This window comes from Pseudonocardia endophytica (genome assembly GCF_004339565.1).
GTDB lineage: Bacteria > Actinomycetota > Actinomycetes > Mycobacteriales > Pseudonocardiaceae > Pseudonocardia > Pseudonocardia endophytica.
In genome coordinates this window covers 3,690,359-3,713,459 of sequence record NZ_SMFZ01000001.1, presented here as the reverse complement: position 1 = coordinate 3,713,459, position 23,101 = coordinate 3,690,359, and the positions used below count along the sequence as shown (strand labels likewise).

Genomic DNA, 23,101 nt, shown 5'->3' with positions numbered 1-23,101 from the left:
CAACCACTTCCCTTGCAAGGCGGGGTTCAGGGGTTCGGTTCCCCTCGTCTCCACTGTCCTGAACTGCGGCGACCAGTACGTCATTGATCGCATAATGATCGTCTGGCACCGGAATGCGGCCGAGCGTCCTGTACCTCCTTCGGTGCCTTCCACCGCAGGGTTGCTCAGCGACTTGTGCCGGAGAAGGCGCTGATTCCGGTGATGTCGCGGCCGACGATGAGGGTCTGCATGGTCTCGGTCCCCTCGAAGGTGTGGATGGCCTCGATGTCGGCCATGTGCCGCATGACGTGGTTGTCGAGGAGGATGCCGTTGCCCCCCATGAGGTCGCGGGCCTCGGCGATGAGTGCTCGGGCCTTGGTGGTGTTGTTCATCTTGGCCAGGCCGGCGACGGTGGGGGACAGGCGGCCGGCGTCGGCCAGGCGTCCGATCTGCATGCAGTAGAGCTGCATTCCGGTGAGCTCGGCGAGCATCGTGACGAGACGTTGCTGGACGATCTGGAAGCTGGTCAGCGGTTTCCCGAACTGGATGCGTTCGGTGGCGTAGCGCAGGGCGGCGTCGTAGGCGCCGGTGGCGTGCCCGAGTGCCATCCAGGCACAGGCCCCGCGGGTGGTGGCGAGGACGCGAGCGGTGTCGGCGAAGCTGCGGGCCCTGGCGAGACGGTTGTCGTCGGGCACGCGGACGCCGTCGAGGCGGATGTCGGCCTGCCAGACCGCGCGGAGCGAGCCCTTGTGTTCGATCACGGTCGGCTCGTAGCCGGCCGGGTAGCCGTCCTCGCCCTTCTCCACGACGAAGCCGTTGATCTCGCCCGTCTCGGTGTTGCGGGCCCACACGACGACGACGTCGGCGAGGCTGCCGTTGCCGATCCAGCGCTTGTGTCCGTCGATGACCCAGTGATCGCCGTCGCGGCGGGCGGTGGTCTCCAGAGCGATGGAGTCCGAGCCGTGGTCGGGCTCGGTGAGCGCGAACGCCCCGAGTTTGCGGAGCGCCGCCATGTCCGGCAGCCAGCGCTGCTTCTGCTCCTCGGAGCCGCACATGGCGATGGACTGCATACCCAGCCCGGCGTGCACGCCGAGGAAGGTGCCGAGGCTGCCGTCGCCACGGTGGAGCTCCATGTGGACCAGGCCGCAGGCAGTGGGGCTCATGGCCGAGCAGCCGTAGCCCTCGATGTCCTCCCCGACGATGCCGAGCTCGGGGAGGCGGTTGATGAGAGGCCATGGCAGCTCGGCGCGTTCCCAGTAGCCGGGGGCGGTCGGGAGCACCTCCTGGTCGACGAAGCGTCTCGCGGTGCGGAACCGGGTCCATTGCTCGTCGGTGAACTGCTCGCGCACGGAGAAGAAGTCGGTGCCGAGGGATTCACCGAGCTGCGGGGTGGCGCTGGTGGTGGTCACCGCCGTGTCCTTTCGGTCGTGTCGGGATCGGCGCCCAGGAAGGAGTCGATGAGCGGTGCGAGCTCCCGGGGATGGGTGAGCAGGTGCAGGTGGCCGCCCGGATAGCGGTGGACCTGCGCGTGGGGCAGCAGGCGGCCGAGGATCGCGGAGTTGACGAGCGGGATCAGCGGATCGTCGTCGCCGGCGAGCACGAGGGTGGCCTGCCGGATGCACGGCAGGAGCGGCAGGCTCGTCCAGCCGGCGATCGCGGCCAGCTGCAGGAGATAGCCACGCACCGGAGTGGCCGTGGACGCTCGGTGCAGCGCAGTGATGGCGGCGTCCGGGTCCTCGCGGGCGGCTCCGCCGTAGAGCTCGCCGGCGATCCGTCTCGCGTAGCCGGGATCGCGGTGCCGGCGCGGGGTCACCATCCGGGCCAGCGTGCGTGGCCGTGCCGGGACCATCAGCATTCCGGTACCGGTGGCGACGAGGACCAGGTGGCGGCACCGGTCCGGCTGGCTGAAGGCGAGCTGCTGGGCCGGTCCGCCGCCCCAGGAGATGCCGAGCGCGTCGAACCGCTCGTAGCCGAGGGTGCGGACGATCTCGGCGACGGCTCCGGCGAGCTGCGGGATCCGGTACGGAGTGCGGGACGGCGGCGATGATCCGATGCCGGGCGGGTCGAAGCGCACGACCGGCCGCCCGGGGTCGAGTGCCGCCACCAGTGGGTCGAACAGGTCGCGGGACGAGCCGATACCCGAGCAGAGCACCAGCGGCACCCGCCCGGGCAGGCCGGGCCGATGGGTGACCGCGATCCGGCGACCGTGCACGTGTTCGACGGACGTCGTCTCCTCGTGGGACACGGTCACGAGACGTGGACGTAGGTGCCGGGTGCGTCGCACAGCGCGGGGTGGTCGGTGGTGCTGGGCGTGGTCGGGGCAGAGACCTCGGGCCCGGCGTGCGCGGTGAGCCAGGCGTCGAAGTCCGGCCACCACGAGCCGTCGACCTGTTCGGCCCCGGCCGCCCACCCGTCGGGATCGGCCGGGGTGTGGTCGCTGACCTGGTACCGGCTGCGAGCGCCGGGCGGCGGGTTGACGATCGAGGCGATGTGCCCGCCGGAGGAGAGCACGAACCGGCTCTTGCCGCCGAACAGCCGGGTCGTGGCGTAGCACCGCTGCCACGGACACAGGTGGTCGGTGGCGCCGGCCGTGACATAGGTGTCGACAGTGACCGCCGACAGGTCGACGGGCGTGCCGAGCATGGTCACCGACCCGTCGACGAGCGCGTTGCGCCGGGCGAGGTCGATGAAGTCGCGATGCAGCGCGGCGGTCATCCGGGTCGTGTCCGCATTCCAGAACAGCACGTCGAACGGCTTGGGGGACCGGCCGAGCAGGTAGCTGTCGACCCAGTAGTTCCAGACCAGGTCGTTGGGCCGCAGCCAGGCGAAGACCTCGGCGAGCGACCGGCCGTCGAGGTAGCCGCGGGCGGCCGACGCCCGCACGGCCGCCTCCGCCACGGCGGGGGTCAGGAGCGCACCGGCCTGGCCGGTGTCGGCCTGGTCGAGCACGGCCACCGACAGTGCCGCGGCGGCGATGGTGTCGAGTTCGCCGCGGGCGGCCAGGTGGGCCAGCACCATCGAGGTGAGGATGCCGCCCGAACACATGCTGAGTACCGAGGTCCGCGGCGCGCCGGTCACCTCCCGGCAGGTGCGCAGCGCAGTCAGGATCGCCTCGCCGTAGGTGTCGAAGCCCCAGTCCGCGTGCCGGACGTCCGGGTTCCGCCAGGACATCACGAAGACCTGGTGACCCCGGCCGACGAGGTACTCGACCAGGCTGCGGCCGGGCGCGAGGTCGACGACGTAGAACTTGTTGATCGTGGGGGGGACGATCAGCAGCGGGGTCTCGTGGACCTGCTCGGTCACGGGGGCGTAGCTGATCAACTCGAACACCGGGGTGCGTGCGACGACCGTGCCCGGGCTGGTGCCGACGGTCTCGCCGACGGCGAACGCGTCGGGCTCGACCATGCGGGGTATCCGCGGCGGGGCGGCCACGTCGCGGGCCAGGTTGCGGACGCCGCGCACCAGGTTGGCGCCCCCCGAGTCGACCACCGCCTTGAGTGCGCGCGGGTTGAGCAGCGGGTTGTTGCTCGGGGCGAGCGCGTCGGCGGTGTTCGAGACGACCGTGGACACCCGGAGCGCGTCGGTCTCGGTCAGCTCGGCGTCGCCGACCAGCGCGTCGGCGGTGTGCGAGGCGGCCAGGTAGGCCTGCAGGGTCCGGCGCAGGAAGGGGTTGCCCGACCACGCGTCGTCGGTGAACCGGCGGTCGCGCGGTTCGGGTGCCACGGTCGACGTGCCGAACGCGATGCGGCCGAGCTCGGCGGCGAGTCCGCGTCCGCGGCGGACGAGGCGACCCGGCCGGCGGGCGAGGCCGCCGGCGAACCGCAGCGCCGAGGTTCGCGGAGCGAGCGCGCGCCAGCCACCCCGGGTCGCGTCGGCCAGCAACAGGTCGAGCGGAGCGCCGGCCACGTCCGGGGCGTCGTCGGTGTCCGGGATCCCGCCCCGGTCCGTCCCGGCCATCACTCGACCACCACATCGGACGGGACGACCACCTCGCGGTGCAGGACCTTGCCCGTCGGGCCCTTGGGCAGCGACTCGACCTGCCAGATGTGACGCGGGTACTTGTAGGCCGCCACCCGTTCCTTGCAGAACGTGCGGATCGCGTCCGGGTCGAACGCGTGCCCCGGCGCGACCGCCACCGCCGCCCCGATCTCCTCGCCGAGCGACGAGTGCTTCAGTCCGACGACGGCGGCCTCGACCACCGCAGGGTGCTCGTAGAGCGCCTCCTCCACCTCTCGCGGGTAGACGTTGTAGCCGCCGCGGATGATCAGCTGCTTCTTGCGGTCGACGATGACGAGATAGCCGTCGTCGTCGGCGCGCGCGAGATCGCCGGTGCGGAACCAGCCGTCCGGGATCGCCTCGGCCGTGGCGTCCGGACGCCCGAGGTAGCCGGCCATCAGGCACTCCCCGCGCACGGCGATCTCGCCGATCTCGCCGGTGGCGACGTCGGCGCCGGTGTCGTCGACGACCCGCACCTCGACGCCGCGTACCGGCGTGCCGATGGAGCCGGGTCTGCGTTCGGCGTCCGGGTGGTTGAAGGTCACCACCGGGGACGTCTCGGACAGGCCGTAGCCCTCGAGGACCTGGCAGCCGAACCGCTCCTCGAAGCCGCGCATGACCTCCACCGGCATCGCCGCCCCGCCGGACAGACACGTCCGCAGGCTCGACGTGTCGTGGTCGTCGGCAACGCCCAGCATCGCCGCGTACATCGTCGGGACGCCCTCGAACACCGTCACCCGGTGCCAGGAGATGGTCTGCAGCGCGCGGGTCGGGTCGAACCGCGGGAGCAGGGCCAGCGACGCCCCGGACAACACCGCCGCGTTCAGCCCGCAGGTCAGGCCGAACACGTGGAACAGCGGAAGGCACCCCATGATCGTGTCGTCCGGCGTGGCCCTGATCAGGGTCTCGGCCGCCGTCCGGGCGTTGGACGTCAGGTTCGCGTGGGTGAGCATCGCCCCCTTCGGCTGCCCGGTCGTCCCGGACGTGTAGAGCACGACAGCCAGGTCGGCGCCGTCGCGCACCGCCGGCGCCGGCGCCCCGCCGGCCGGGCCACCTCCGACGACACCGGATGCGTCGAGCTCGACGACCGGCACACCCAGGGCCGACGCGGCCTCCCGGGCCGCTCCGGCCGCCCCCTGCTCGGCCAGCACTGCCCGAGCGCTCGAGTCGGCCAGGTAGTAATCGACCTCGCGACCGGTCAGCAGCGGGTTCATCGGCACGACCGCACACCCCGCCAGGAGCGCCCCGTAGAACGCTGCCGGGAACGCCGGCACGTTCGGCGAGACCAGCCCGACCCGGTCCCCAGGGCCGACGCCCGACCCGACCAGGAGGTCCGCAACGGCGGCCGCCCTCTCCAGCAACTCGCGGTAGGTCACCGTCTCGTCGCCCACCAGCAGTGCGGCCCCGTCCGGCCGGCTCGCCGCGGTCTCGACCAGGTGCTTCGCCAGGTTCATCCCGTTGCCTCCGTCTCCATCGACGTCGACAGACGGTGACGCGGCACGGCCGCGGTGTCGTTGGTCGGAGAACCAACGTCCGGTGTGACTGCGAACAACGGTCGGAGCACTACCGTCCTCCCATGGCCGAATCGACGCCGATCCGCCATCGAGAAGCCACCGAGCTGCTCGTCGCGGCAGTCCAGGAACGAATGCCCGCCCTGCTGGACGCCGTCGTCACCCGGATCCGGGCCGAGATCCCGCTCTACCAGCGCGACGACATCGTGACCGTCGACGAGCTGCGCGCATCAGTCGCGCACAACGTCGAGTTCATCGTCGCCGGACTCGTCGGCGGGACCGGGCAGCCCGACCTGAACCCACCCCGGACCACCGGTCGCGCCCGAGCGGCCCAGGGCGCGCCGCTGGTCGAGATGCTGACCGCCTACCGGGTCGGGTTCGCCGAGACCTGGACACGGATGATCGCCACCGCCCGAACCGTCGCCGATATTCCCGACGACGCGCTCGTCGACCTCGCCGGCACCGTCTTCGGGCTGCAGAACGCCTACTGCGACGCCGCCACCGACGCCTACCGGGACGAGGCGCACCACCTCGCCCGGACCCGCGAGCGCGAGCGCGCCGTGCTGGTCGAAGCCGTCCTGGCGGGAACGTCGGCGCAGGGAACCCTCTGGGAGGTGGCCCAAGCCCTACGGTTACCCCTCGACGGCGCGTTCCTGGTCGTGGTCGCCCGCGCCGAGCTCGGACACGATCCGATGCCGCGCATCGAACCCGCCCTCGCCGTGCTCGACGTCAGCTCGGTGTGGCGGCTCGAGACGGAGTACTTCCTCGGGCTGGTCTCGCTCGGCAAGCGATCACGGGCGACATCCGTGCTCGGCTCGCTCGGCACCCATGCCACAGGGCTGGTCGGGGTCAGTCCGGTGTTCGCCGAGCTCCGCCAGGCCGGCTGGGCGCTCCGGCTCGCCCGGCTCGCGCTCGACAGCCACCCGGGGACCATCGGAGTCGAACAGTTCCGGGACCGGCCGCTCAACGTCCTGCTCGCCGCGGCCCCGCACGCCGCGCTGGACACCGCGCGAGAAGTCCTGAGCAACCTGCTGACCCTCCCGGCCGACGACCGGGAGACCCTCCTCCGGACGTTCGACGTCTGGGTGGACTGCGGAGGCTCCGCCCCCGAGGCGGGGGCTGCCCTCTACTGCCACCCCAACACCGTCCGGTACCGCCTCCGGCGGATCGAGACCTCCACCGGGCGATCCCTCAGTGCCCCGGCCGACGTCGCAGAGCTGGTTGCTTCGATCAGGGCTTGGAACCAGCTTCCGCACAGCAACGCCTGAACACGGCGCCCCGCCGATTCGTGGGCCACGGTCCACACTCACTGGCGGACGGAGCCGACGACGAGGCGGCGCATCGCGTCGACGATGCCGACGTAGCTGTCGGGCCGTTCGAGCAGCAGAGCCTGGGCGTTGAGTCCGGTGATCACCGTGGTCAGCGCCAGCGCGAGGTGGCGTCGGTCGTCGGGACCGGGGCAGAGCTCGGGTGGTGCCTGCTCGGCCAGGTCGTCGAAGAACGCCCGGAAGGATCGCATGATCGGCCGCAGGGACACGGCGAGTTGTGTGTCGCGCCGGAACTCCAGCTGGGCCACCGCGATCATGGCCGACAGGCTCGGGTCGGACCGCATGATCGGTACTGAGCTTCGTAGGACGGCGTCGAGCGCCCGGTCGAAGGTGGGGCGGTCCTCGTCTGCGGCGTCGCCGACGGCGGTGTCGAAGTGTTTCAGGACCTGGCTGTAGACGTCGTTGGTGACGGCGACGAACAGGCCTGCCTTGTTGCCGAAGTGGTGGTAGAGCGTGGGCGGGCCCACGCCGGCGGCGGTGGTGATGGTCTCGATCGATGCGCCGGCGAGGCCGGCCCGGGCGAACTCGGTCCGAGCCGCGGCGAGCAGCCGGTCCCGTCCGGCCGGAGCGCCGGTGCCTGCCGGACGTCCACGGGGGCGTCGGGCAGTGGACACGACAGCAGCCTCTCACGCGCGAGGTCGATGACGGTTGACGCCGCCGACGCACTGAATATAGTGATTCCTATATTAGCCCGATCGGGACGAGGGAGTCGCCGTGAGCCAGTGGACCTACCTGAAGACCTCCGTCGATGGGGGTGTTGGCCTGTTGCGCCTGAACAGGCCGGACAAGCGCAACGCGCTGTCGACGGTGGTGTGCGACGAGATCGGGGCGTGTCTCGACGAGTGGCGCCGCGACGACTCGGTCGCGGTCGTCGTGATCACCGGCGGGGAGGACTTCTTCTCCGCGGGGATGGACCTGCAGGAGTACCTGGACCACGACGCCGGGGACTACTACCGCAGGATGGGCATGTACCACCGCGCGTACCGGACGTTGGCCGACTACCCGAAGCCGACCATCGCCGCCGTCGCGGGTCCGGCGTTCGCCGGCGGCTGTGACCTGCTGACGCACTGCGACCTCCGGGTCGTCGCGCGCAACGTCATGATCGGCATGCCGCAGCCGAAGTACGGCATCCACTCGCACTTCTCGCCGTTGTGGCGCCTGGTGGGGCTGAGCCGCGCGAAGTTGATGTTCTTCACCGGCGATCACATCGACGCCGACGAGGCCCACCGGATCGGGCTCGCCGATGTCCTGGTGGAGACCGGATCGGTGGTCGCCGAGGCGACCGGCCTGGCCCGCCGGATGGCCGCGCTCGGGGTGGAGACCCAGATGCGGCTCAAGGAGGTCACGCTTCGTTCGCCCAACATGGACCCGCTGACCGCCGTGGACTACGAGACCGCGGCCTACCGGGACGTGTGCGCCGACGTGAACAGCCGCGCCCGTGTCGACGCCGGCCTGGCCCAGCTGCGCGAGCACAGGAGCCACGCGCTGTCCGGGAAGCTCTGATCGGCGATGTTCGTTCCCGACCTCCTCGAACGGGGCCTGCGCCGCGCGCCGGACCGGCTCGCCGTCATCCAGGACGACGTGCGGCACACGTTCCTCGCCGTGCATCGGCGAGCCGCTGCGGCGGGGGAACTGCTGCACGAGGCCGGGGTGACCCCGGGTGACCGGGTGCTGCTGCTCGCCGCGAACGAGCCCGAGTTCCTCGAGCTGCAGGTGGCCTGCCAGCGGATCCAGGCCGTGTTCGTGCCGGCGAACTTCCGGCTCGCCCCGCCGGAGCTGGCCGCGGTCGTCGCCGACTGCAGGCCCACCGTGCTCGTGCACTCACCGGAGTTCGCGGCCGTCGCGGCCGAGCTGCCGGTGCCGATCCGCTGGTGCCTGGGCGGCGACGGCGCCCGATCCTACGAGCAGAGGCTCGCCGAACGACTCGGCTCGGGCTCGAGTGAGGTGCCTCCGCTGGTGCCGTTGCCGGCTACAGCGACCGCTCAGCTGCTCTACACCAGCGGCACCACGGGAACCGCGAAGGGTGCGGTCACCAGCAACGGGGCCCTGTTCGCGCGGATCGCGTCGTTCACCGCGAGCTTCCGTCTCGACGAGCACGACGTGTTCCTGCAGACCCTGCCGTTGTTCCACCTGGCGTCGCTCGTGTCGTTCGCGCACACCGCGGCCGCCGCGACCTGTGTGACGGTTCGGGTGCCCGATCCGAACGGCCTGCTGGATCTCGTCGAACGCGAGCGGGTCAACCAGCTGCTCACGGTGCCCACCATCATCGACGGGCTGGTCGCCGCCCACACAGGCACGCCCCGTGACCTGTCCAGCCTGCGCACGGTGTTCTACGGCGCCTCACCGATCCAGCCCGCCGCCCTGAGACGTGCGCTCTCCGCGATCGGGTGCGGGTTCACCCAGCTCTACGGCATGACCGAGGCCGGGATCGGTGTCGCGCTCGACGCTGCCGACCACGACCCGGTCACCAAGCCCGAGCTGCTCTCCGCCGCCGGCCGGGACCTGCTGTTCTACCGCGCCGATGTCGTCCGCCCGGACGACACGGTCGCCGCGCCCGACGAGGTCGGTGAGATCACCTTCAGCGGGCCCGCCCTGCTCACCGAGTACTGGGACGCGCCCGAGGCGACGGCGGCCGTTCTGCGCGACGGGCGCATGCACACCGGCGACGCCGGTTACCGGCGCGCGGACGGTTACCTGGTCCTCACCGACCGGATCAAGGACATGATCATCAGTGGTGGGGAGAACGTCTACGCCCGCGAGGTCGAGACCGTCCTGCACCAGCATCCCTCCGTCGCCGACGTCGCCGTCATCGGCCTGCCCGACCCGCGGTGGGGTGAACGGGTCCATGCCGTCGTCGTCACCGGCGCCGCGGCGACGCCCGGGCTGGACGAGGAACTCGACGGGTGGTGTCGCGACCGGCTCGCCGGCTACAAGCGACCCCGCTCCTACGAGTTCACCGACGCCCTGCCCCGCAACGCCGTCGGAAAGGTCGTCAAACACGTCATGCGCGCCGAACGGGCCGTCCCGGGTGCCGCGCCCGTCGGGACCTGATCACGTGGACTTCGAGCTCGACGACGAGCACCGCGCTCTGCAGGACGCCGTGCGCAGGATGCTCACCAGACACGCCGACGACGCCGCGGTGGCCGGCTGGGACGCCTCCGAGACCTTTCCCGAACACGTCTACGCCCGGCTCGCGGCGATGGGGCTGTGCGGACTGACCTTCGAGGAATCCGACGGCGGGTCCGGTATCGACGAGCTCGCGGTCTGCCTCGTCGTCGAAGAGCTCGCCCGTGCCAGCGGGGCACTCGCCTGGGCCTACCTGTCCACCGTCTCGGTCACCGCGCGGGCCGTGGCCCGCTACGGCACGCTCGAACAGCGTCGGGGTCTTCTCCCCGGGATCGCGAGCGGCGAGCAGCGGATCGCGATCGCGTTCACCGAACCCGACGCGGGCTCCGACATCACCGCCGCGACCACCCGCGCGGTCGTCGACGGCGACCGGGTCGTGCTGACCGGGCAGAAGGTGTTCACCACCGGCGCCGACACCGCCGGTCACGTCCTCGTCCTGGCCCGGACCGACCCGGCGGCCTCGCCGTCACGGGGGTTCTCGTTGCTGCTCGTGCCCACCACCGCGGCCGGCGTCGCGATCAGGAAGCTCACGAAGATGGCCGGGCAGTCCCTGCACACCTGCGAGGTGTTCCTCGACCGGGTCCCGCTCACGAGCGCCGACGTGCTCGGCGGCCCGGAGGCCGTCGGACACGGGCTCCGGGCCGCGTTCGCCTCGCTGGACTGCGAACGCGTCGCGACGGCGGCGATGGGACTCGGAATCGCGCAGGGCGCGCTCGACAAGGCCGGCATCTACGCCGCTCAGCGGGAGCAGTTCGGCGCCCGGATCGCCGATCTGCAGGCCGTCGCCCACATGCTCGCCGACATGTCCATCGCCACCGACGCCGCCCGACTGCTGACCTGGCGCGCCGCGACCGGCCTGCAGAACCGCAGCGCCGGCCCCGCCGATGCCGCGACGGCCAAGGTCGCCGCAACCGAGATCGGTACCCGGGTCGCGAACCTCGGCATGCAGGTCCTCGGCGGCTACTCCTACATGACCGAGTACGGCATGGAGCGCTACTGGCGCGAAGCCAAGCTGTACGAGATCGCCGCCGGCACCAACCAGGTGCTGCGCTCGACCATCGCCCGCCACCTCGTCGACCGCGCCACGCGCTGACCCGCCGCCACACCCAGAAAGGCTCTCGGACATGGGCAACTCCGCCCCCGCCGACATCCCGGACCTCGACCTGTTCTGCAATGCCTGGGGCGACGCACTCACATCGCGTAGCACCGACGCCGTGCTGGAGCTGACCAGCCCGGACATCACCTGGGACGACACCGTCTTCTGGCCGTCCGTCGTCCACGGTCACGACGAGCTCCGCCGGTACATGGACACCGTCTGGAAGACGATGCCCGACTACGAGTACTACGAGGTCGGGCGGTTCTTCGGCCCGTCCGGTGATCGCGCCGTCGTTCTCTGGGGGCAGCGCGGTTCGGGCACCGCAGCAGCCACGGCCGGCGCAACCTTCGACTTCCAGGGCTGCGACGTCTTCCTGCGGTTCGAGGAGGGAAAACTCGCCCACTACCAGGCCGCCTACGAGATCACCGACATGGCACGACAGCTCGGCCTGCTGCCGCCCCGTGGGGATCAACTCGGCGTGCAGTACCTACGGTCACTGACCCACCAGCAGGCGTGATCCTCCGTGGTACCGCCGTGCGTCCACTATGGACAGGTGGCTCGGTCACCGCCGGCCGGTGCGGTGAACGCGGTCAGGGCGTCGTAGTTGTCGGTCGCGTCCGGGCTGACCACCTCGGTCACGGGTCGGCCGCGGAGGATCTGCTTGATCGGGGTCTCGAGTTTCTTGCCGGTGAGGGTGCGGGGGATGGCGGGCACGGCCTCGACGACGTCCGGGACGTGACGGGGCGACAGGTGCTGGCGCAGGGCGCGGCGGATGTGGTTCCGGAGGTCGTCGTCGAGCTCGGTCCGGTCGAGCAGCGCGACGTAGAGCAGTAGCCGGCCCGGTCCGCCGTCGGTGTCCTCGAGGTGGATGACGAGGCTGTCGGTGATCTCGGGCAGTTCTTCGACGACGTTGTAGAACTCGGCGGTTCCGAGGCGGACCCCGCCGCGGTTGAGGGTGGCGTCGGACCGTCCGCTGATGACGAAGCTGCGGCGGCGGGTCATCGTGACCCAGTCGCCGTGGCGCCACAGGCCGGGGTAGGTGTCGAAGTAGGCGGATCGGTACCGCTTGTCGTCGGGGTCGTTCCAGAAACGGACCGGCATCGAGGGCATCGGCCGGCGGATCACCAGCTCGCCGAGGGCGTCGACGATCTCGTGGCCGTCCGGGTCGAGGGCGGTGGCGTCCACGCCGAGGCAGGGTCCGGCCAGCTCGCCCCGGTAGACCGGGAGCCAGGGGTTGCCGCCGATGAACCCGGAGCAGATGTCGGTGCCTCCGCTGACGGAGTTGACCAGGACTTCGGGACCGAGCCGTTGCTGGATCCAGTCGAAGCCGGTGTCCGGTAGCGGTGCGCCGGTGACCCCGAGGGTGCGCAGCGCGGTCAGGTCGAGGTCGCGCGCGGGGTCGATGCCGGCGTCGCGGCAAGCCATGAGGTACCCGGGGCTGGTGCCGAACAGCGTCGCGCGGGTCGAGGCGGCGATGCGCCACTGCTCGAGCAGGTCCGGGTGGGCGGGGTTGCCGTCCACGAGCACGATCGCGGCCCGGTGCAGCAGGCCGGAGACGAGCAGGTTCCACATCATCCACGCGGTGGTGGTGAACCAGAGGACGCGGTCGCCGGGGCGGGTGTCGAGGCCCAGGGCATGGGCCTTGAGATGTTCGAGCAGGATGCCGCCGTGGCCGTGCACGATCGCCTTCGGCAGTCCGGTGGTGCCCGAGGAGAACAGCACGTAGAGCGGGTGGTCGAAGGGCACGGAGTCGAACTGCAGCGGTCCCGGCTCGACGGTGAGCTCCCCCCACGACGTCGTGCCCGGGTCGGCGAACGGCCCGTAGGTGATGCCGACGACGTGCTCGACCGTGGGCAGCGCGGCGCGGATGGCCGCGACGTCGGCGGTCTTGTCGATGTCCTTGCTGCCGTAGGTGTAGCCGCCGACGGTGATCAGGACGGTGGGTTCGATCTGGGCGAACCGGTCGATGACGCTGCGGGCGCCGAACTCGGGGGCGCACGAGGCCCAGATCGCGCCGAGCGAGGCGCAGGCCAGGAACGCCACGAGGGTCTCTGGGATGTTGGGCAGGTACCCGGCGACGCGGTCGCCGCGGGTGACCCCGAGCCGCTGCAGGCCTGCTCGGGCGCGGGCGACCTGGTCGGCGAGCTCGCCGAAGGTGAGCTGCCGGGGCTCGCGGGTCTGCGAGTGGGCGATCACCGCGGTCCGGTCCGCGTCCTCGGGGCCGCCGAGCATGTGCTCGACGTAGTTCAGCTCTGCGCCGGGGAACCACCGGGCGCCGGGCATCTCCCGGGTGCCCAGGACGGTGTCGTAGTTCCCGCGGACCCCGAAGTGGTCCCAGATCGAGGACCAGAAGCCGTCGAGGTCACGCACCGACCACGCCCACAGCTGCTCGTAGTCGGTGAAGGTGAGACCGCGTTCGGCGGCCAGCCAGCGCACGTAGTGGCCGATGCCGGTGGTGTCGAGGACGTCGTCGGCCGGGCTGCGCAGCACCACGCCCGGCCCGGCGCCGGGGGTGTCGGGCTCAGGCATCGTCGTGGGCGCCGGTCATGAGCTCGGCCAGGTCGTCGGGCTGCAGGAACGACGGCGGCGGGGGAGGTCCCCATGAGTAGAGGCTCTTCTCGCCGGCCACGACGCCGGGTTCCCAGATCTGGTCGTCGGGGATGCAGTCGATGTCGGAGTAGTACTCGGAGAAGTTGCCGGCCGGGTCGCGCAGGTACCAGAAGAAGTTCGAGCCGATGTAGTGGCGGCCGAGTCCCCAGGTGTGCCGCTCGGGGTGGCCCTCGAGCATGGCGGTGGCGCCGCGTCCGACCTCGTCGACGTCGTCGACCTCCCACGAGGTGTGGTGCAGGAACCCGACCGGGGCCTGCTGGACCAGGACGTTGTGGTGGTCGGTGGAGCACCGCAGGAACGAGGCGAGGCCGGGTGCCTCGTCGCTGACCTTGAATCCGAGTCCCTCGGTGAAGAACCGTTGGGTGGCGGCCTGGTCGGTCGAGCCGAACACCACGTGCCCGAGCTTGCGCGGGCGGACCGGGTCCGGCCGCAGGATCGCCGGGGCGCGCACGCCGGGGCGCTCCATGTCGCCGGGCGCGTTGTAGGGCGGGGTCGGTGTGGCGGCCTGCTGGATCCGCGACGCCACCGACACCGCCACCTGCAGCCCGGTGGCCGGGTCGACCGCGGCGAGGCGGTCGCCGTCGCGCCGGGCCTCGATGTCGATGCCGGCCAGCGAGGTGGCGATGCGGTCCAGGTCGTCCGGGTCGTCGACGCCGACCCCGAGTGACAGCAGGCGCCGTTGCCGGCTGTGGCGCACCCGGAGCTGCCGGCCGCCGTCGACGGTGGCGAAGCGGTGCTCGGCGTCCGTGCCGGGAGCGGGGGCCTGTTCGCCGTAGGTGGAGGTGACGTCGGCCGGGGTGAGGCCGAACTGGGTGTAGTAGTCGGCGGTCTCGGCGACGTTCGGGACGCCGATCACGATCTCGGTGAGGCGGTGCAGGCTCATGGTCGGTACTCCTCTCAGGCGGATACGAGCCGGTGGCGCATGGTGCCGATGCCCTCGACGGTGGTGACGAGCTCGTCGCCGGCGGCGAGGAACCGCTGGGGTTTGCGGCCCCCGCCGACCCCGGCCGGGGTGCCGGTGAAGATCACGTCTCCTGGGCGGAGTTCCAGCACGGCGGACAGCTCGGCGACCAGCTGCGGCACGGTGAACACGAGATCGCTGGTGCGTCCCTTCTGCATGGACTCGCCATTGACGGCGCAGCCCAGCGCGATGTCGTCGCGGTCGGCGAGCTCGTCCGGGGTGACCAGCCAGGGTCCGGTCGGGCCGAAGCCGGGGAAGGACTTGCCCAGGCTGAACTGCGGTGCCGGTCCGGCCAGCTGGACGGTGCGCTCGGACAGGTCCTGGCCGGCGGTCAGCCCGGCGACGTGGTCCCAGCCCTGCTCCACCGGCACCCGCCGCGCCGTCCTGCCGATCACCGCGACGAGCTCGACCTCCCAGTCGACCGTCGGCCCGGCCAGCACGACGTCGCCGTACGGGCCGGTGAAGCTGGAGACGAACTTGGTGAACACGGTCGGGGAGTCGGGCAGGTCGAGGCCGGACTCGGCGGCGTGGTCGCGGTAGTTCAGCCCGATGGCAAGCACCTGTCCGGGCCGCGGTGCCGGCGCGCCCAGGTCTCGGTGCTCAAAAGTCCGGGCCGGGCCGGCGTCTGCCCTGGCCGCCCACCGCTGGAACTCGTCCCACCGGGGGTAGATCGCCTGCGGGTCGGCGGAGAACAGGCCGTCGCTCGCCTGCTCCACGTCGAGGGCTCGGTCCGTGCCGGTCCCGTCGTCGACGATCAGGGCGAGCCGGTCGTCGAGGTTCGCGATGCGCATCAGCTCGTCTCCTCGGCCGGTCGGGTGGACATGATCTGCGCGACGGCAGCGGTCAGGGCGCCGAGCGGGTCCTCGACCGAGCCGGCCGAGCGGAACCCGACGTAGCGGTCCGGGCGGACCAGGACTGCGCCGTCGGCGGAGATGCCGCGATTCTTCAACCAGGCGCAGCGCACGTCGACGAAGTCGATGTCGGCGTGGTCGGCGTCGAGCATCCCGACCCGGCCGGCGCGCAGTGCCAGCCCGGTCTCGGCGGCGAGCTTGTTCGCCGCCTCGACCCAGGCGTGGCCGTCCTCCCCGGCGAGCAGCACGAAGTGACCGCCGTCGACGAGCGTGCCGAGCGGGATGCGCTCGCCCCCGCGTTCGACGAAGGCGTGCGGGAGCGGGTGTCCGGGCTTGGTGCCGGGCTCGTAGAGCCGCACCGGGTCGAGCGGGACGTACGGTGCGGACCCGTCGTCGACGACGGCGGACGAGTCGTAGGTGTAGCCGAACTCCACGTTGTGGTGGCGGAACTCGATGGTCTGCGAGCCGATCGCGGAGTTGAGGGCGTGGCGCTTCTCCTGCGACCGCGGCAGGTCCTCCCACAGCGGCCGGACCTCGTCCCAGTTCTGCTCGGGGGTCTTGTCGGGAGAGAGCTCGAGCGCGGCGTCGATGGTGAAGTGGTTCATCGCCGCCTTGACCGCGGCGTCGACGTTGGCGCCGTCGACCGGCCGCCGCTCGGCCTCGTAGGTGTCGAGCAGCCCGGCACCGGCCCGCCCGCCGAGCACGGCGGCGAGCTTCCAGCACAGGTTGTAGGCGTCGTGGACCGCGCTGTTGAGGCCGAGACCGCCGGTCGGCGGGTGCCGGTGCGCGGCGTCGCCGAGCAGGAACACCCGCCCCTTCCGGAACGAGTCCGCCAGTACGCCCTCCATGATCCAGGGGCTGATGTGGTGGATCGTCGGATCGAAGTCCGGGATCCCCAGGGCGCCCCGGATACGCTCGAGGACCTTCGCCGGGTCGTCGGCGTCCGGGTCGTCGACGTCGAACTGCAGGTGGAAGACCCACTCCTCGGATTCGGTGCCCCAGTGGTCCGGGCCCATGGCCACCAGGACGCCGGAGGCCCAGGAACCGCCGAAGTCGGGGTTGACCAGCCAGCGGATCAGCACGTCCGGATCCGACAGGTGCGCCGACAGGTCCGCCGAGAGGTGCGTGGAGACCATCCGCATGAGGTTGGTGGGCCCGCTCATCCCCACCCCGATCAGCTCACCGACCGTCCGCCCGCCGTCCGCGCCGATCACGTACGGGCTGCGCACCGTGTACTGCTCACCGCTGTCGCGGTCGAGGACCGTGGCGCTCACCCCGTCGGCGTCCTGGGTCAGATCGACCAGCTCGTGGTGGAACCGGATCGTCGCCTCGGCGTAGGACTCGGCGTGCGCCTTGAGCACGGGTTCGAGCCGGATCTGGGGCAGGTTCGCCGTCCGGCACGGGCTGGCCGCGATGAAGTCCGGGTCGGTGTAGCCGCCGCCCCACACCTCCAGCCCCCCGATGCGCCGGCCGTAGCCGTCGTGGGGACCGCCCACCCCGGCGTACCAGCCGGTCGCCTTCATGTTCTCCGCCGGCGTGCTCCGGCTGACGATCTCCGACGCCACCCCGAGCTCGGTGAAGATCTCCATCGTGCGCTGGTTGAGCACGTGTGCCTTCGGCAGGATCGACGTCCCAGCATGCCGGGAGACCAGCAAGGACTCGATCCCGAGGTGGGACAGCAGCATCGAGGCGGTCAGACCGCCCCCGCCACCACCCACGATCAACACAGGGGTATCGGTCTCGCGCATCGCGTCCTCCTCGACGGGCCCGCAAAATAAAGCATGATGAATATGCTTGAATCAGTATCGGAGGGGTACTGGTGCCCTGTCAAGGCATGCGCCATAATCATCATGCTCTTTTGGGAGAGGGGTGATCATGGCCAGCGACCTGATGGGCGACGGTGCTGTCTCACGTACCGAACGTGCTGCTCAGCGGATCGCCGAGTTGGTCCGTGAGATCGAGCCCGGCACACGCCTTGGCACCAAGACCGAGCTTCGCGAGCTCTGCGGAGTCTCGGTCGGCACGTTCAACGAGGCCCTGCGAGTGGCGCAGGCACGCGGGCTGGTCGCGGTCCGGCCCGGCCCCGGCGGCGGCCTGTTCGCCGCGGCGCAGTCCCCGACGGTCCGGCTCGGCAACTCCATCCTGTCCATCGACGACGACGCCTCCTCGATCGCCGACGCCATCCGCGTCCGGGACGCACTCGACCCGCTGCTCATCACCGACGCGGCCTGGTACTCCTCGCCCGCCGACGTCGCCGGCTACCGCACACAGATCGCCGCCATGGCCGACGCGGTCGGCGCGCTCGACGCCGACGCGTTCATGCACGCCAACTGGCGCCTGCACGAACTGTTCGCCGCCGTGAACCCGAGCCCGATCCTCAAACCGATGTACCTGACCCTCGTCGAAATGATCAAAAGTCACACCGTCGCCGTGCTCCCGGTCGACGAGCAGCCGATCGCGGAGGTCATGACCGAGCGGTACCGCATCCACGCGGCACTCGTGGACGCCATCGCCGACCGCGACGGCGACACCCTCCAGGACCTGATCCGCCGGCACAGCGTGAAGACCACCACGACGCGAACCCGCGCGTAGCGGCGCGCGGCGGCGTCACCGATCACGCCGGCCCACGCGCGACAGGACGGGCGACGATCGCCCGGCGGGCCGCCGCCCCAGAAGGGATCCGTCCACCTGTGACCGCATCGACCTGCACCAGCATCTCCTGCCCCCGCGGTACCGAGCGGCACTACGCGCGGCCGAGCGCCGGGCCGTGGCGTTCGTGCACCCGGCCGACCTGCCCGCGCCCGAGGTGCCGGGCATCCCGTCGTTCGCCGCGGACTTCCTGCTCGACACCGCCGTCCGCTACTTCAGCGACGGGCTGGTCGAGTACCTGGCCCACACTCCCTCCGGCGCCGCTGTGGGCGCGGCGATCGACCACGACAACGCCGCTGCCCTCATCCTGCGGCTGGCGGGGCAGCTCCACGAGCCCGACCGTCGATCATCCATAGTGGACCGGTATCGGGCGGTCCCTCGACGCCGGCGGCGGAGGGGTGCCGGACCCGAGCCTGTGGTCGGTCGAGATCCGGGCCGGTCGGATGGCCACCGGCGTGGAAGGTGGCCCGGCCCGGCTCGACCGGCCTGCCAGATCACCGCAGCAGCGGCGGACCGAGCGGCGGGAAGGACCTGCGGGCCCCGGTCGAGGTCCAGGCGACGTTGAGAAACGCGTACAGCCCGATCGCACAGAAGCACAGCACCGAGATCCCGGCGAGCACGAAGAACAGCGGAGCCGCGAGCGTGATCGCCAGCAGATTGAACAACACGGCCAGATCCACGCAGTCGTTGAAGATGCCACTGATCAGAACGAACAGGCTGAACCAGAAGACCCCGAACAGGCCGAAGATCGCCGCCACCATCGACTGGCCGACGATGATCGCCCAGAGCGCCGTCGTGAACTCGCCGACGCCGGCCGCGAATGTCGTCTCCGGGAGCACGCTGCCCAGGCCGCCCGGGATCGCTACCCATCCGACCAGGGCGAACCCCAGCACGAGCGACCCGGCGACGAAGACCGGCAACCCGAACACGAGCGGGTCACTGCCACCCCCGACCCGCACGTCCAGTGGAGCCGGCTGCGGTGTCGCCATGCTCGCGCTCACATCTCGACTGTCATCCGTACCCACAGCATGGGCCGCGTTGCCCTGACCGTCAGGCATGATGAGTTCCTTTCCTGGGAATCTTGAAACGGCGGTTGTGGAAGATTCTTCTGGTGTGACTCAGATATGGGTCGGGTGATTACCCAGCCTCTTGTGGACACGCATGGTTACCGGTACGAACGAATCTCGTACCGATCGATGAATCATTACCGATGGGGAGGTCGAGGCGGCCGAGGTCCGCTACAGCGGGCGCGGACCCCGATCCGCGGCTCTCCTCGCCGATTCACCGGACCAGGAGCCTGCGGGGGTCGGCCGACTCGGACGGTCGCGGTGGCGACGGCGGGGTCGCACGAAGAGCCCGGGATCTCGGGTCTCGTCGACGACGTCGGGCGGAGATGTCCCCAGATGGCCCGTCAGCGCGCGGAGTGTGTGATGGGGGGCGTGCGGTGCCGGCGCGGATCGTGGTCGACGGGGCCGCCGCCCGGCGTGGCGCGGTGCCTCGGCGTCGGGGACGCCGATTGCGGAGTCGGCGCAGTCACCCGCGAGCGGATACCGGCGCACTGTCCAGTTATGGAACACGACCGCCGGAACGAGCCCGCCATGCTCTCCGCAGTCACATCGAGGTGAGGGAGAGCACACCATGACCCTGGCTGCCACAGCGCCCGTCCACGCCGACGTACGTGAGTTCCTGGGCCGGAACCGTCAGCTCCTGATCGACGGCGAGTGGGTCGATTCCGCGTCCGGCCGAACGTTCCCGACGTACGACCCGGCGACCGGCGAGAAGCTCACCGAGGTCGCGCACGGCCAGGCCGAGGACGTCCACCGGGCCGTCGCGGCGGCTCGCCGGGCTTTCGAGGACGGTCCGTGGGCACGGATGAAGCCGAACCAGCGGGAGCAACTGATCTGGCGGGTCGGGGACCTGCTCACCGCGAAGGCCGAGATCTTCGGTCAGCTCGAGGCACTCGACAACGGTAAGTCGGCCGGGATCGCCCAGGTCGTCGACACCGGGTGGGCGGCGGACGTCTTCCGCTACTACGCGGGCTGGTCCACCAAGATCGAGGGCAGCACGGTCGACGTGTCCATGCCCTTCGCGCCGGAGGGTTCCCAGTTCCACGCCTACACGCTGCGTGAACCGGTCGGTGTCTGCGGGCAGATCGTGCCGTGGAACTTCCCGCTCCTGATGACGGCGTGGAAGATCGCGCCGGCGATCGCCGCCGGCAACACGGTCGTGCTGAAGCCTGCCGAGCAGACCCCGCTCACCGCGCTTCTGCTCGGGGAGCTGTTCGAGGAGGCCGGGTTCCCGCCCGGCGTCGTCAACATCGTGACCGGGTACGGAGACGCGGGCGCGGCGATCGCGGCCCACGACGACGTCGACAAGGTCGCCTTCACGGGGTCCACAGAGGTCGGCAAGCTGATCGTCGACGCGGCGAGGGGCAACCTGAAGAAGGTCTCCCTCGAGCTGGGCGGGAAGAGCCCCAACGTGGTGTTCGCCGACGCCGACCTCGACATCGCCGTGCCCGGCTCGCTCAACGCATGGCTGTTCAACCACGGTCAGTGCTGCGTGGCCGGCACCCGGCTCTACGTCGAGGACACGATCTTCGAGGAGTTCACCCATGCGGTCGCCGACGCCGCGTCCCAGGTCAAGATCGGGCCCGGGCTGGACCCCTCGACCCAGCTCGGCCCGATGGTCTCCCAGGAGCAGTTCGACCGGGTCTCCCGCTATCTGTCCGAGGGCATCGCCGATGGCGCACGTGCGCTGACCGGTGGGAAGCGCTGGGGCGACGAGGGCTACTTCATCGAGCCGACCGTGTTCGTCGACTGCAAGCCGGAGTCCAGCATCGTCCGGGAGGAGATCTTCGGACCCGTCGTGGCGGCCCTGCCGTTCAGCGCCGAGCACGGCGTGGCGGCGGTCGCGAACGACAGCGAGTACGGCCTCGCCGCCGGCATCTGGACCCGGGACATCTCCAAGGCCCATCGGACGGCACGCCAGCTGAAGGCCGGCTCGGTGTGGATCAATCAGTACAACGGCTTCGACACCGCGATGCCGTTCGGCGGATTCAAGCAGTCCGGCTGGGGTCGCGAGCTGGGTGCCGAGGCGATCGGGCTGTACACCCAGACGAAGTCCGTCAACGTGGCTCTCTGAGCGGGACCCGCTGGACCCCTGACCGCTCCCCGGCCCGACCGACGGTCGCGGCCGGGGGTGGGTCGGGCGGAGACCCGGCCGGCCCGGCGTTTCGAGAGCTCGGTCGCGTCGGGTTAATGTCTATTAACCTGCCGATGGCACCGAGGCCACGAGGAGACTCCGTTGACCGCACCTGCAGCCGTTCCCTCCATGCCGTCCTATGCGTCGGGGGTGTCCGACGTCCCCCTGCTCGGCGACACGATCGGTGACAACTTCGACCGCACCGTCGCGGCTGTCCCGGACCGTGACGCACTCGTCGAGGTGCCGACCGGGCGGCGCTGGACCTACGCGCAACTCCGGTCCGACGTGGACGCTCTGGCGCTCGGTCTGCTCGACACCGGCGTCGCGAAGGGCGACCGGGTCGGGATCTGGGCGCCGAACATGGCGGAGTGGACGTTGCTGCAGTACGCCTCGGCGAAGCTCGGCGCGATCCTGGTCAACATCAACCCGAGCTACCGCACGCACGAGTTGGAGTTCGTGCTCAACCAGGCCGGCGTCTCGGTGCTCGTGTCGGCCCGGGAGTTCAAGACCTCGAACTACGAGCAGATGATCGCCGACGTTCGTGGGAAGTGTCCCGACCTACGATCCGTGGTGCTCATCGGTTCCGACGAGTGGAACGGGTTGCTCGATGCGGGCCGGGCCGGGGATCCGGCCGTGCTGGCCGAGCGTCAGGCGAGCCTGACCACGGACGACCCGATCAACATCCAGTACACGTCGGGCACCACGGGGTTTCCGAAAGGCGCGACGCTGTCGCATCACAACATCCTCAACAACGGCTACTTCCTGGGCCGGATCCTCGGCTACACGTCGGACGACCGGGTCTGCATCCCGGTGCCCTTCTATCACTGCTTCGGCATGGTGATGGGCAACCTGGGCTGCACCAGCAACGGTTCGACGATGGTCATCCCCGCCCAGGGGTTCGACCCCGAGGCAACCTTGCGCGCCGTCGCGCAGGAGCGCTGCACGTCGCTGTACGGGGTGCCGACGATGTTCATCGCGGAGCTGAACGCCCCGACGTTCGCCGACCACGACGTCTCCAGCCTGCGCACCGGGATCATGGCCGGCTCGCCCTGCCCGGTCGAGGTGATGAAGCAGGTCGTCGACCGGATGGGGATGGCCGAGGTGACGATCGCGTACGGCATGACCGAGACGTCCCCGGTGTCGACCCAGACCCGCCGCGACGACTCCCTCGAGCTGCGCGTCTCCACCGTCGGTCGGGTACTCCCGCACCTCGAGGTGAAGATCGTCGACCCGGAGACGGGTCTGACGGTGCCCCGCGGTGAGCCGGGTGAGCTGTGCACCCGCGGCTACTCGGTGATGCTCGGCTACTGGAACGAGCCGGACAAGACGGCCGAAGCGATCGACCCGGCCCGGTGGATGCACACCGGCGACCTCGGTGTCATGGACGACGACGGCTACGTCAACATCACCGGCCGGATCAAGGACATGGTCATCCGCGGCGGCGAGAACGTCTACCCGCGGGAGATCGAGGAGTTCCTCCACACCCACCCGGACATCCTCGACGCGCAGGTCGTCGGCGTCCCGGACGTCAAGTACGGCGAGGAGCTCTGCGCCTGGGTCATCCAGCGCGAGGGCTCGACACCGCTCGACGCGGACGCGGTGCGCGAGTTCGCCACCGGCAAGCTCGCCCACTACAAGATCCCGCGCTACGTGATGGTCGTCGACGAGTTCCCGATGACCGTCACGGGCAAGGTCCGCAAGGTCGAGATGCGCGCGACGTCCGTGGATCGGCTCGGACTGGGCGACGCCTCATCGGCCGGGAAAGCCCAGGAGACATCGACGTAGCCGGCACG

Annotated in this window: 19 protein-coding genes; 8 read left to right on the top strand and 11 right to left on the bottom strand. The window is 70.7% G+C overall.

All coding sequences use genetic code 11. The annotated features are described in order from the left end of the window. Nucleotides 1-164: 164 nt before the first annotated feature. The 4 genes from EV378_RS17210 to EV378_RS17200 are packed head-to-tail and all read right to left on the bottom strand — an operon-like array spanning nucleotide 165 to nucleotide 5,429. Complete coding sequence (locus tag EV378_RS17210; RefSeq protein ID WP_132426579.1) at nucleotides 165-1,388, bottom strand: acyl-CoA dehydrogenase family protein; 1,224 nt, start codon at nucleotides 1,386-1,388, stop codon at nucleotides 165-167. Then, entirely contained in the window at nucleotides 1,385-2,230 is an 846-nt protein-coding gene (locus tag EV378_RS35905; protein WP_243653511.1) for an alpha/beta fold hydrolase, read from the bottom strand. Before EV378_RS35905 ends, EV378_RS17210 begins: the two co-directional genes overlap by 4 nt. Continuing rightward, nucleotides 2,227-3,936: a PHA/PHB synthase family protein gene (locus tag EV378_RS35900; RefSeq protein ID WP_207908694.1), complete on the bottom strand. Its 1,710-nt coding sequence runs from the start codon at nucleotides 3,934-3,936 to the stop codon at nucleotides 2,227-2,229. The genes EV378_RS35905 and EV378_RS35900 overlap by 4 nt, the downstream gene beginning before the upstream one ends. After that, nucleotides 3,936-5,429 (bottom strand): long-chain-fatty-acid--CoA ligase, encoded by a 1,494-nt coding sequence (locus EV378_RS17200; RefSeq protein ID WP_132426576.1) that lies wholly within the window; start codon nucleotides 5,427-5,429, stop codon nucleotides 3,936-3,938. The genes EV378_RS35900 and EV378_RS17200 overlap by 1 nt, the downstream gene beginning before the upstream one ends. A 122-nt stretch (nucleotides 5,430-5,551) precedes the next feature. Here EV378_RS17200 and EV378_RS17195 point away from each other — a divergent pair, with 122 nt between their 5' ends. Further along, a complete protein-coding gene (locus tag EV378_RS17195; protein WP_132426573.1) occupies nucleotides 5,552-6,754 on the top strand; it encodes a PucR family transcriptional regulator in 1,203 nt (400 codons plus the stop codon). A gap of 38 nt (nucleotides 6,755-6,792) precedes the next feature. Here the strand turns inward: EV378_RS17195 and EV378_RS17190 are convergent, their stop codons facing one another. Beyond that, complete coding sequence (locus EV378_RS17190) at nucleotides 6,793-7,428, bottom strand: TetR/AcrR family transcriptional regulator (RefSeq protein WP_132426570.1); 636 nt, start codon at nucleotides 7,426-7,428, stop codon at nucleotides 6,793-6,795. Nucleotides 7,429-7,528: 100 nt separating this feature from the next. On the opposite strand from EV378_RS17190, the gene EV378_RS17185 reads away from it, so the two are divergent. Genes EV378_RS17185 through EV378_RS17170 form a run of 4 tightly spaced genes read left to right on the top strand, consistent with a single transcriptional unit; the run spans nucleotide 7,529 to nucleotide 11,553 of the window. After that, complete coding sequence (locus EV378_RS17185; protein WP_132426567.1) at nucleotides 7,529-8,317, top strand: enoyl-CoA hydratase/isomerase family protein; 789 nt, start codon at nucleotides 7,529-7,531, stop codon at nucleotides 8,315-8,317. 6 nt (nucleotides 8,318-8,323) lie between these two features. Further along, nucleotides 8,324-9,865 carry an AMP-binding protein gene (locus EV378_RS17180; protein WP_132426564.1) on the top strand — a complete coding sequence of 514 codons (1,542 nt, stop codon included), beginning with the start codon at nucleotides 8,324-8,326 and terminating at the stop codon, nucleotides 9,863-9,865. Nucleotides 9,866-9,869: 4 nt separating this feature from the next. Then, nucleotides 9,870-11,033 carry an acyl-CoA dehydrogenase family protein gene (locus tag EV378_RS17175; RefSeq protein WP_132426561.1) on the top strand — a complete coding sequence of 388 codons (1,164 nt, stop codon included), beginning with the start codon at nucleotides 9,870-9,872 and terminating at the stop codon, nucleotides 11,031-11,033. Nucleotides 11,034-11,064: 31 nt separating this feature from the next. Further along, the gene (locus EV378_RS17170; protein ID WP_132426558.1) at nucleotides 11,065-11,553 is read left to right on the top strand and encodes a nuclear transport factor 2 family protein; all 489 of its coding nucleotides are present in this window, start codon (nucleotides 11,065-11,067) and stop codon (nucleotides 11,551-11,553) included. Nucleotides 11,554-11,579: 26 nt separating this feature from the next. On the opposite strand, the gene EV378_RS17165 is transcribed toward EV378_RS17170, so the two are convergent. From EV378_RS17165 to EV378_RS17150, 4 genes are read right to left on the bottom strand one after another with little or no spacing between them, the layout of a single operon-like run. Continuing rightward, nucleotides 11,580-13,565 carry an acetoacetate--CoA ligase gene (locus tag EV378_RS17165; RefSeq protein WP_243653510.1) on the bottom strand — a complete coding sequence of 662 codons (1,986 nt, stop codon included), beginning with the start codon at nucleotides 13,563-13,565 and terminating at the stop codon, nucleotides 11,580-11,582. Next, complete coding sequence (locus EV378_RS17160) at nucleotides 13,558-14,529, bottom strand: VOC family protein (protein WP_132426555.1); 972 nt, start codon at nucleotides 14,527-14,529, stop codon at nucleotides 13,558-13,560. The genes EV378_RS17165 and EV378_RS17160 overlap by 8 nt, the downstream gene beginning before the upstream one ends. 14 nt (nucleotides 14,530-14,543) lie before the next feature. Continuing rightward, nucleotides 14,544-15,398 (bottom strand): fumarylacetoacetate hydrolase family protein, encoded by an 855-nt coding sequence (locus EV378_RS17155; protein ID WP_132426552.1) that lies wholly within the window; start codon nucleotides 15,396-15,398, stop codon nucleotides 14,544-14,546. Beyond that, on the bottom strand, nucleotides 15,398-17,206 hold the full coding sequence (locus EV378_RS17150) for an FAD-dependent monooxygenase (protein WP_132426549.1): 1,809 nt from the start codon (nucleotides 17,204-17,206) through the stop codon (nucleotides 15,398-15,400). Before EV378_RS17150 ends, EV378_RS17155 begins: the two co-directional genes overlap by 1 nt. Nucleotides 17,207-17,333: 127 nt before the next feature. On the opposite strand from EV378_RS17150, the gene EV378_RS17145 reads away from it, so the two are divergent. Continuing rightward, a complete protein-coding gene (locus EV378_RS17145) occupies nucleotides 17,334-18,050 on the top strand; it encodes a FadR/GntR family transcriptional regulator (protein ID WP_207908693.1) in 717 nt (238 codons plus the stop codon). Between the two features lie 151 nt (nucleotides 18,051-18,201). Here the strand turns inward: EV378_RS17145 and EV378_RS17140 are convergent, their stop codons facing one another. Continuing rightward, nucleotides 18,202-18,438 (bottom strand): hypothetical protein, encoded by a 237-nt coding sequence (locus tag EV378_RS17140; RefSeq protein WP_132426546.1) that lies wholly within the window; start codon nucleotides 18,436-18,438, stop codon nucleotides 18,202-18,204. Between the two features lie 163 nt (nucleotides 18,439-18,601). Next, nucleotides 18,602-19,096: a hypothetical protein gene (locus EV378_RS17135; RefSeq protein ID WP_132426543.1), complete on the bottom strand. Its 495-nt coding sequence runs from the start codon at nucleotides 19,094-19,096 to the stop codon at nucleotides 18,602-18,604. A gap of 649 nt (nucleotides 19,097-19,745) precedes the next feature. On the opposite strand from EV378_RS17135, the gene EV378_RS17130 reads away from it, so the two are divergent. Continuing rightward, nucleotides 19,746-21,248 (top strand): aldehyde dehydrogenase family protein, encoded by a 1,503-nt coding sequence (locus EV378_RS17130; RefSeq protein ID WP_132426540.1) that lies wholly within the window; start codon nucleotides 19,746-19,748, stop codon nucleotides 21,246-21,248. A 189-nt stretch (nucleotides 21,249-21,437) separates the two neighbouring features. Beyond that, complete coding sequence (locus tag EV378_RS17125) at nucleotides 21,438-23,093, top strand: AMP-binding protein (RefSeq protein ID WP_132428037.1); 1,656 nt, start codon at nucleotides 21,438-21,440, stop codon at nucleotides 23,091-23,093. The last annotated feature ends 8 nt before the right edge of the window (nucleotides 23,094-23,101 follow it).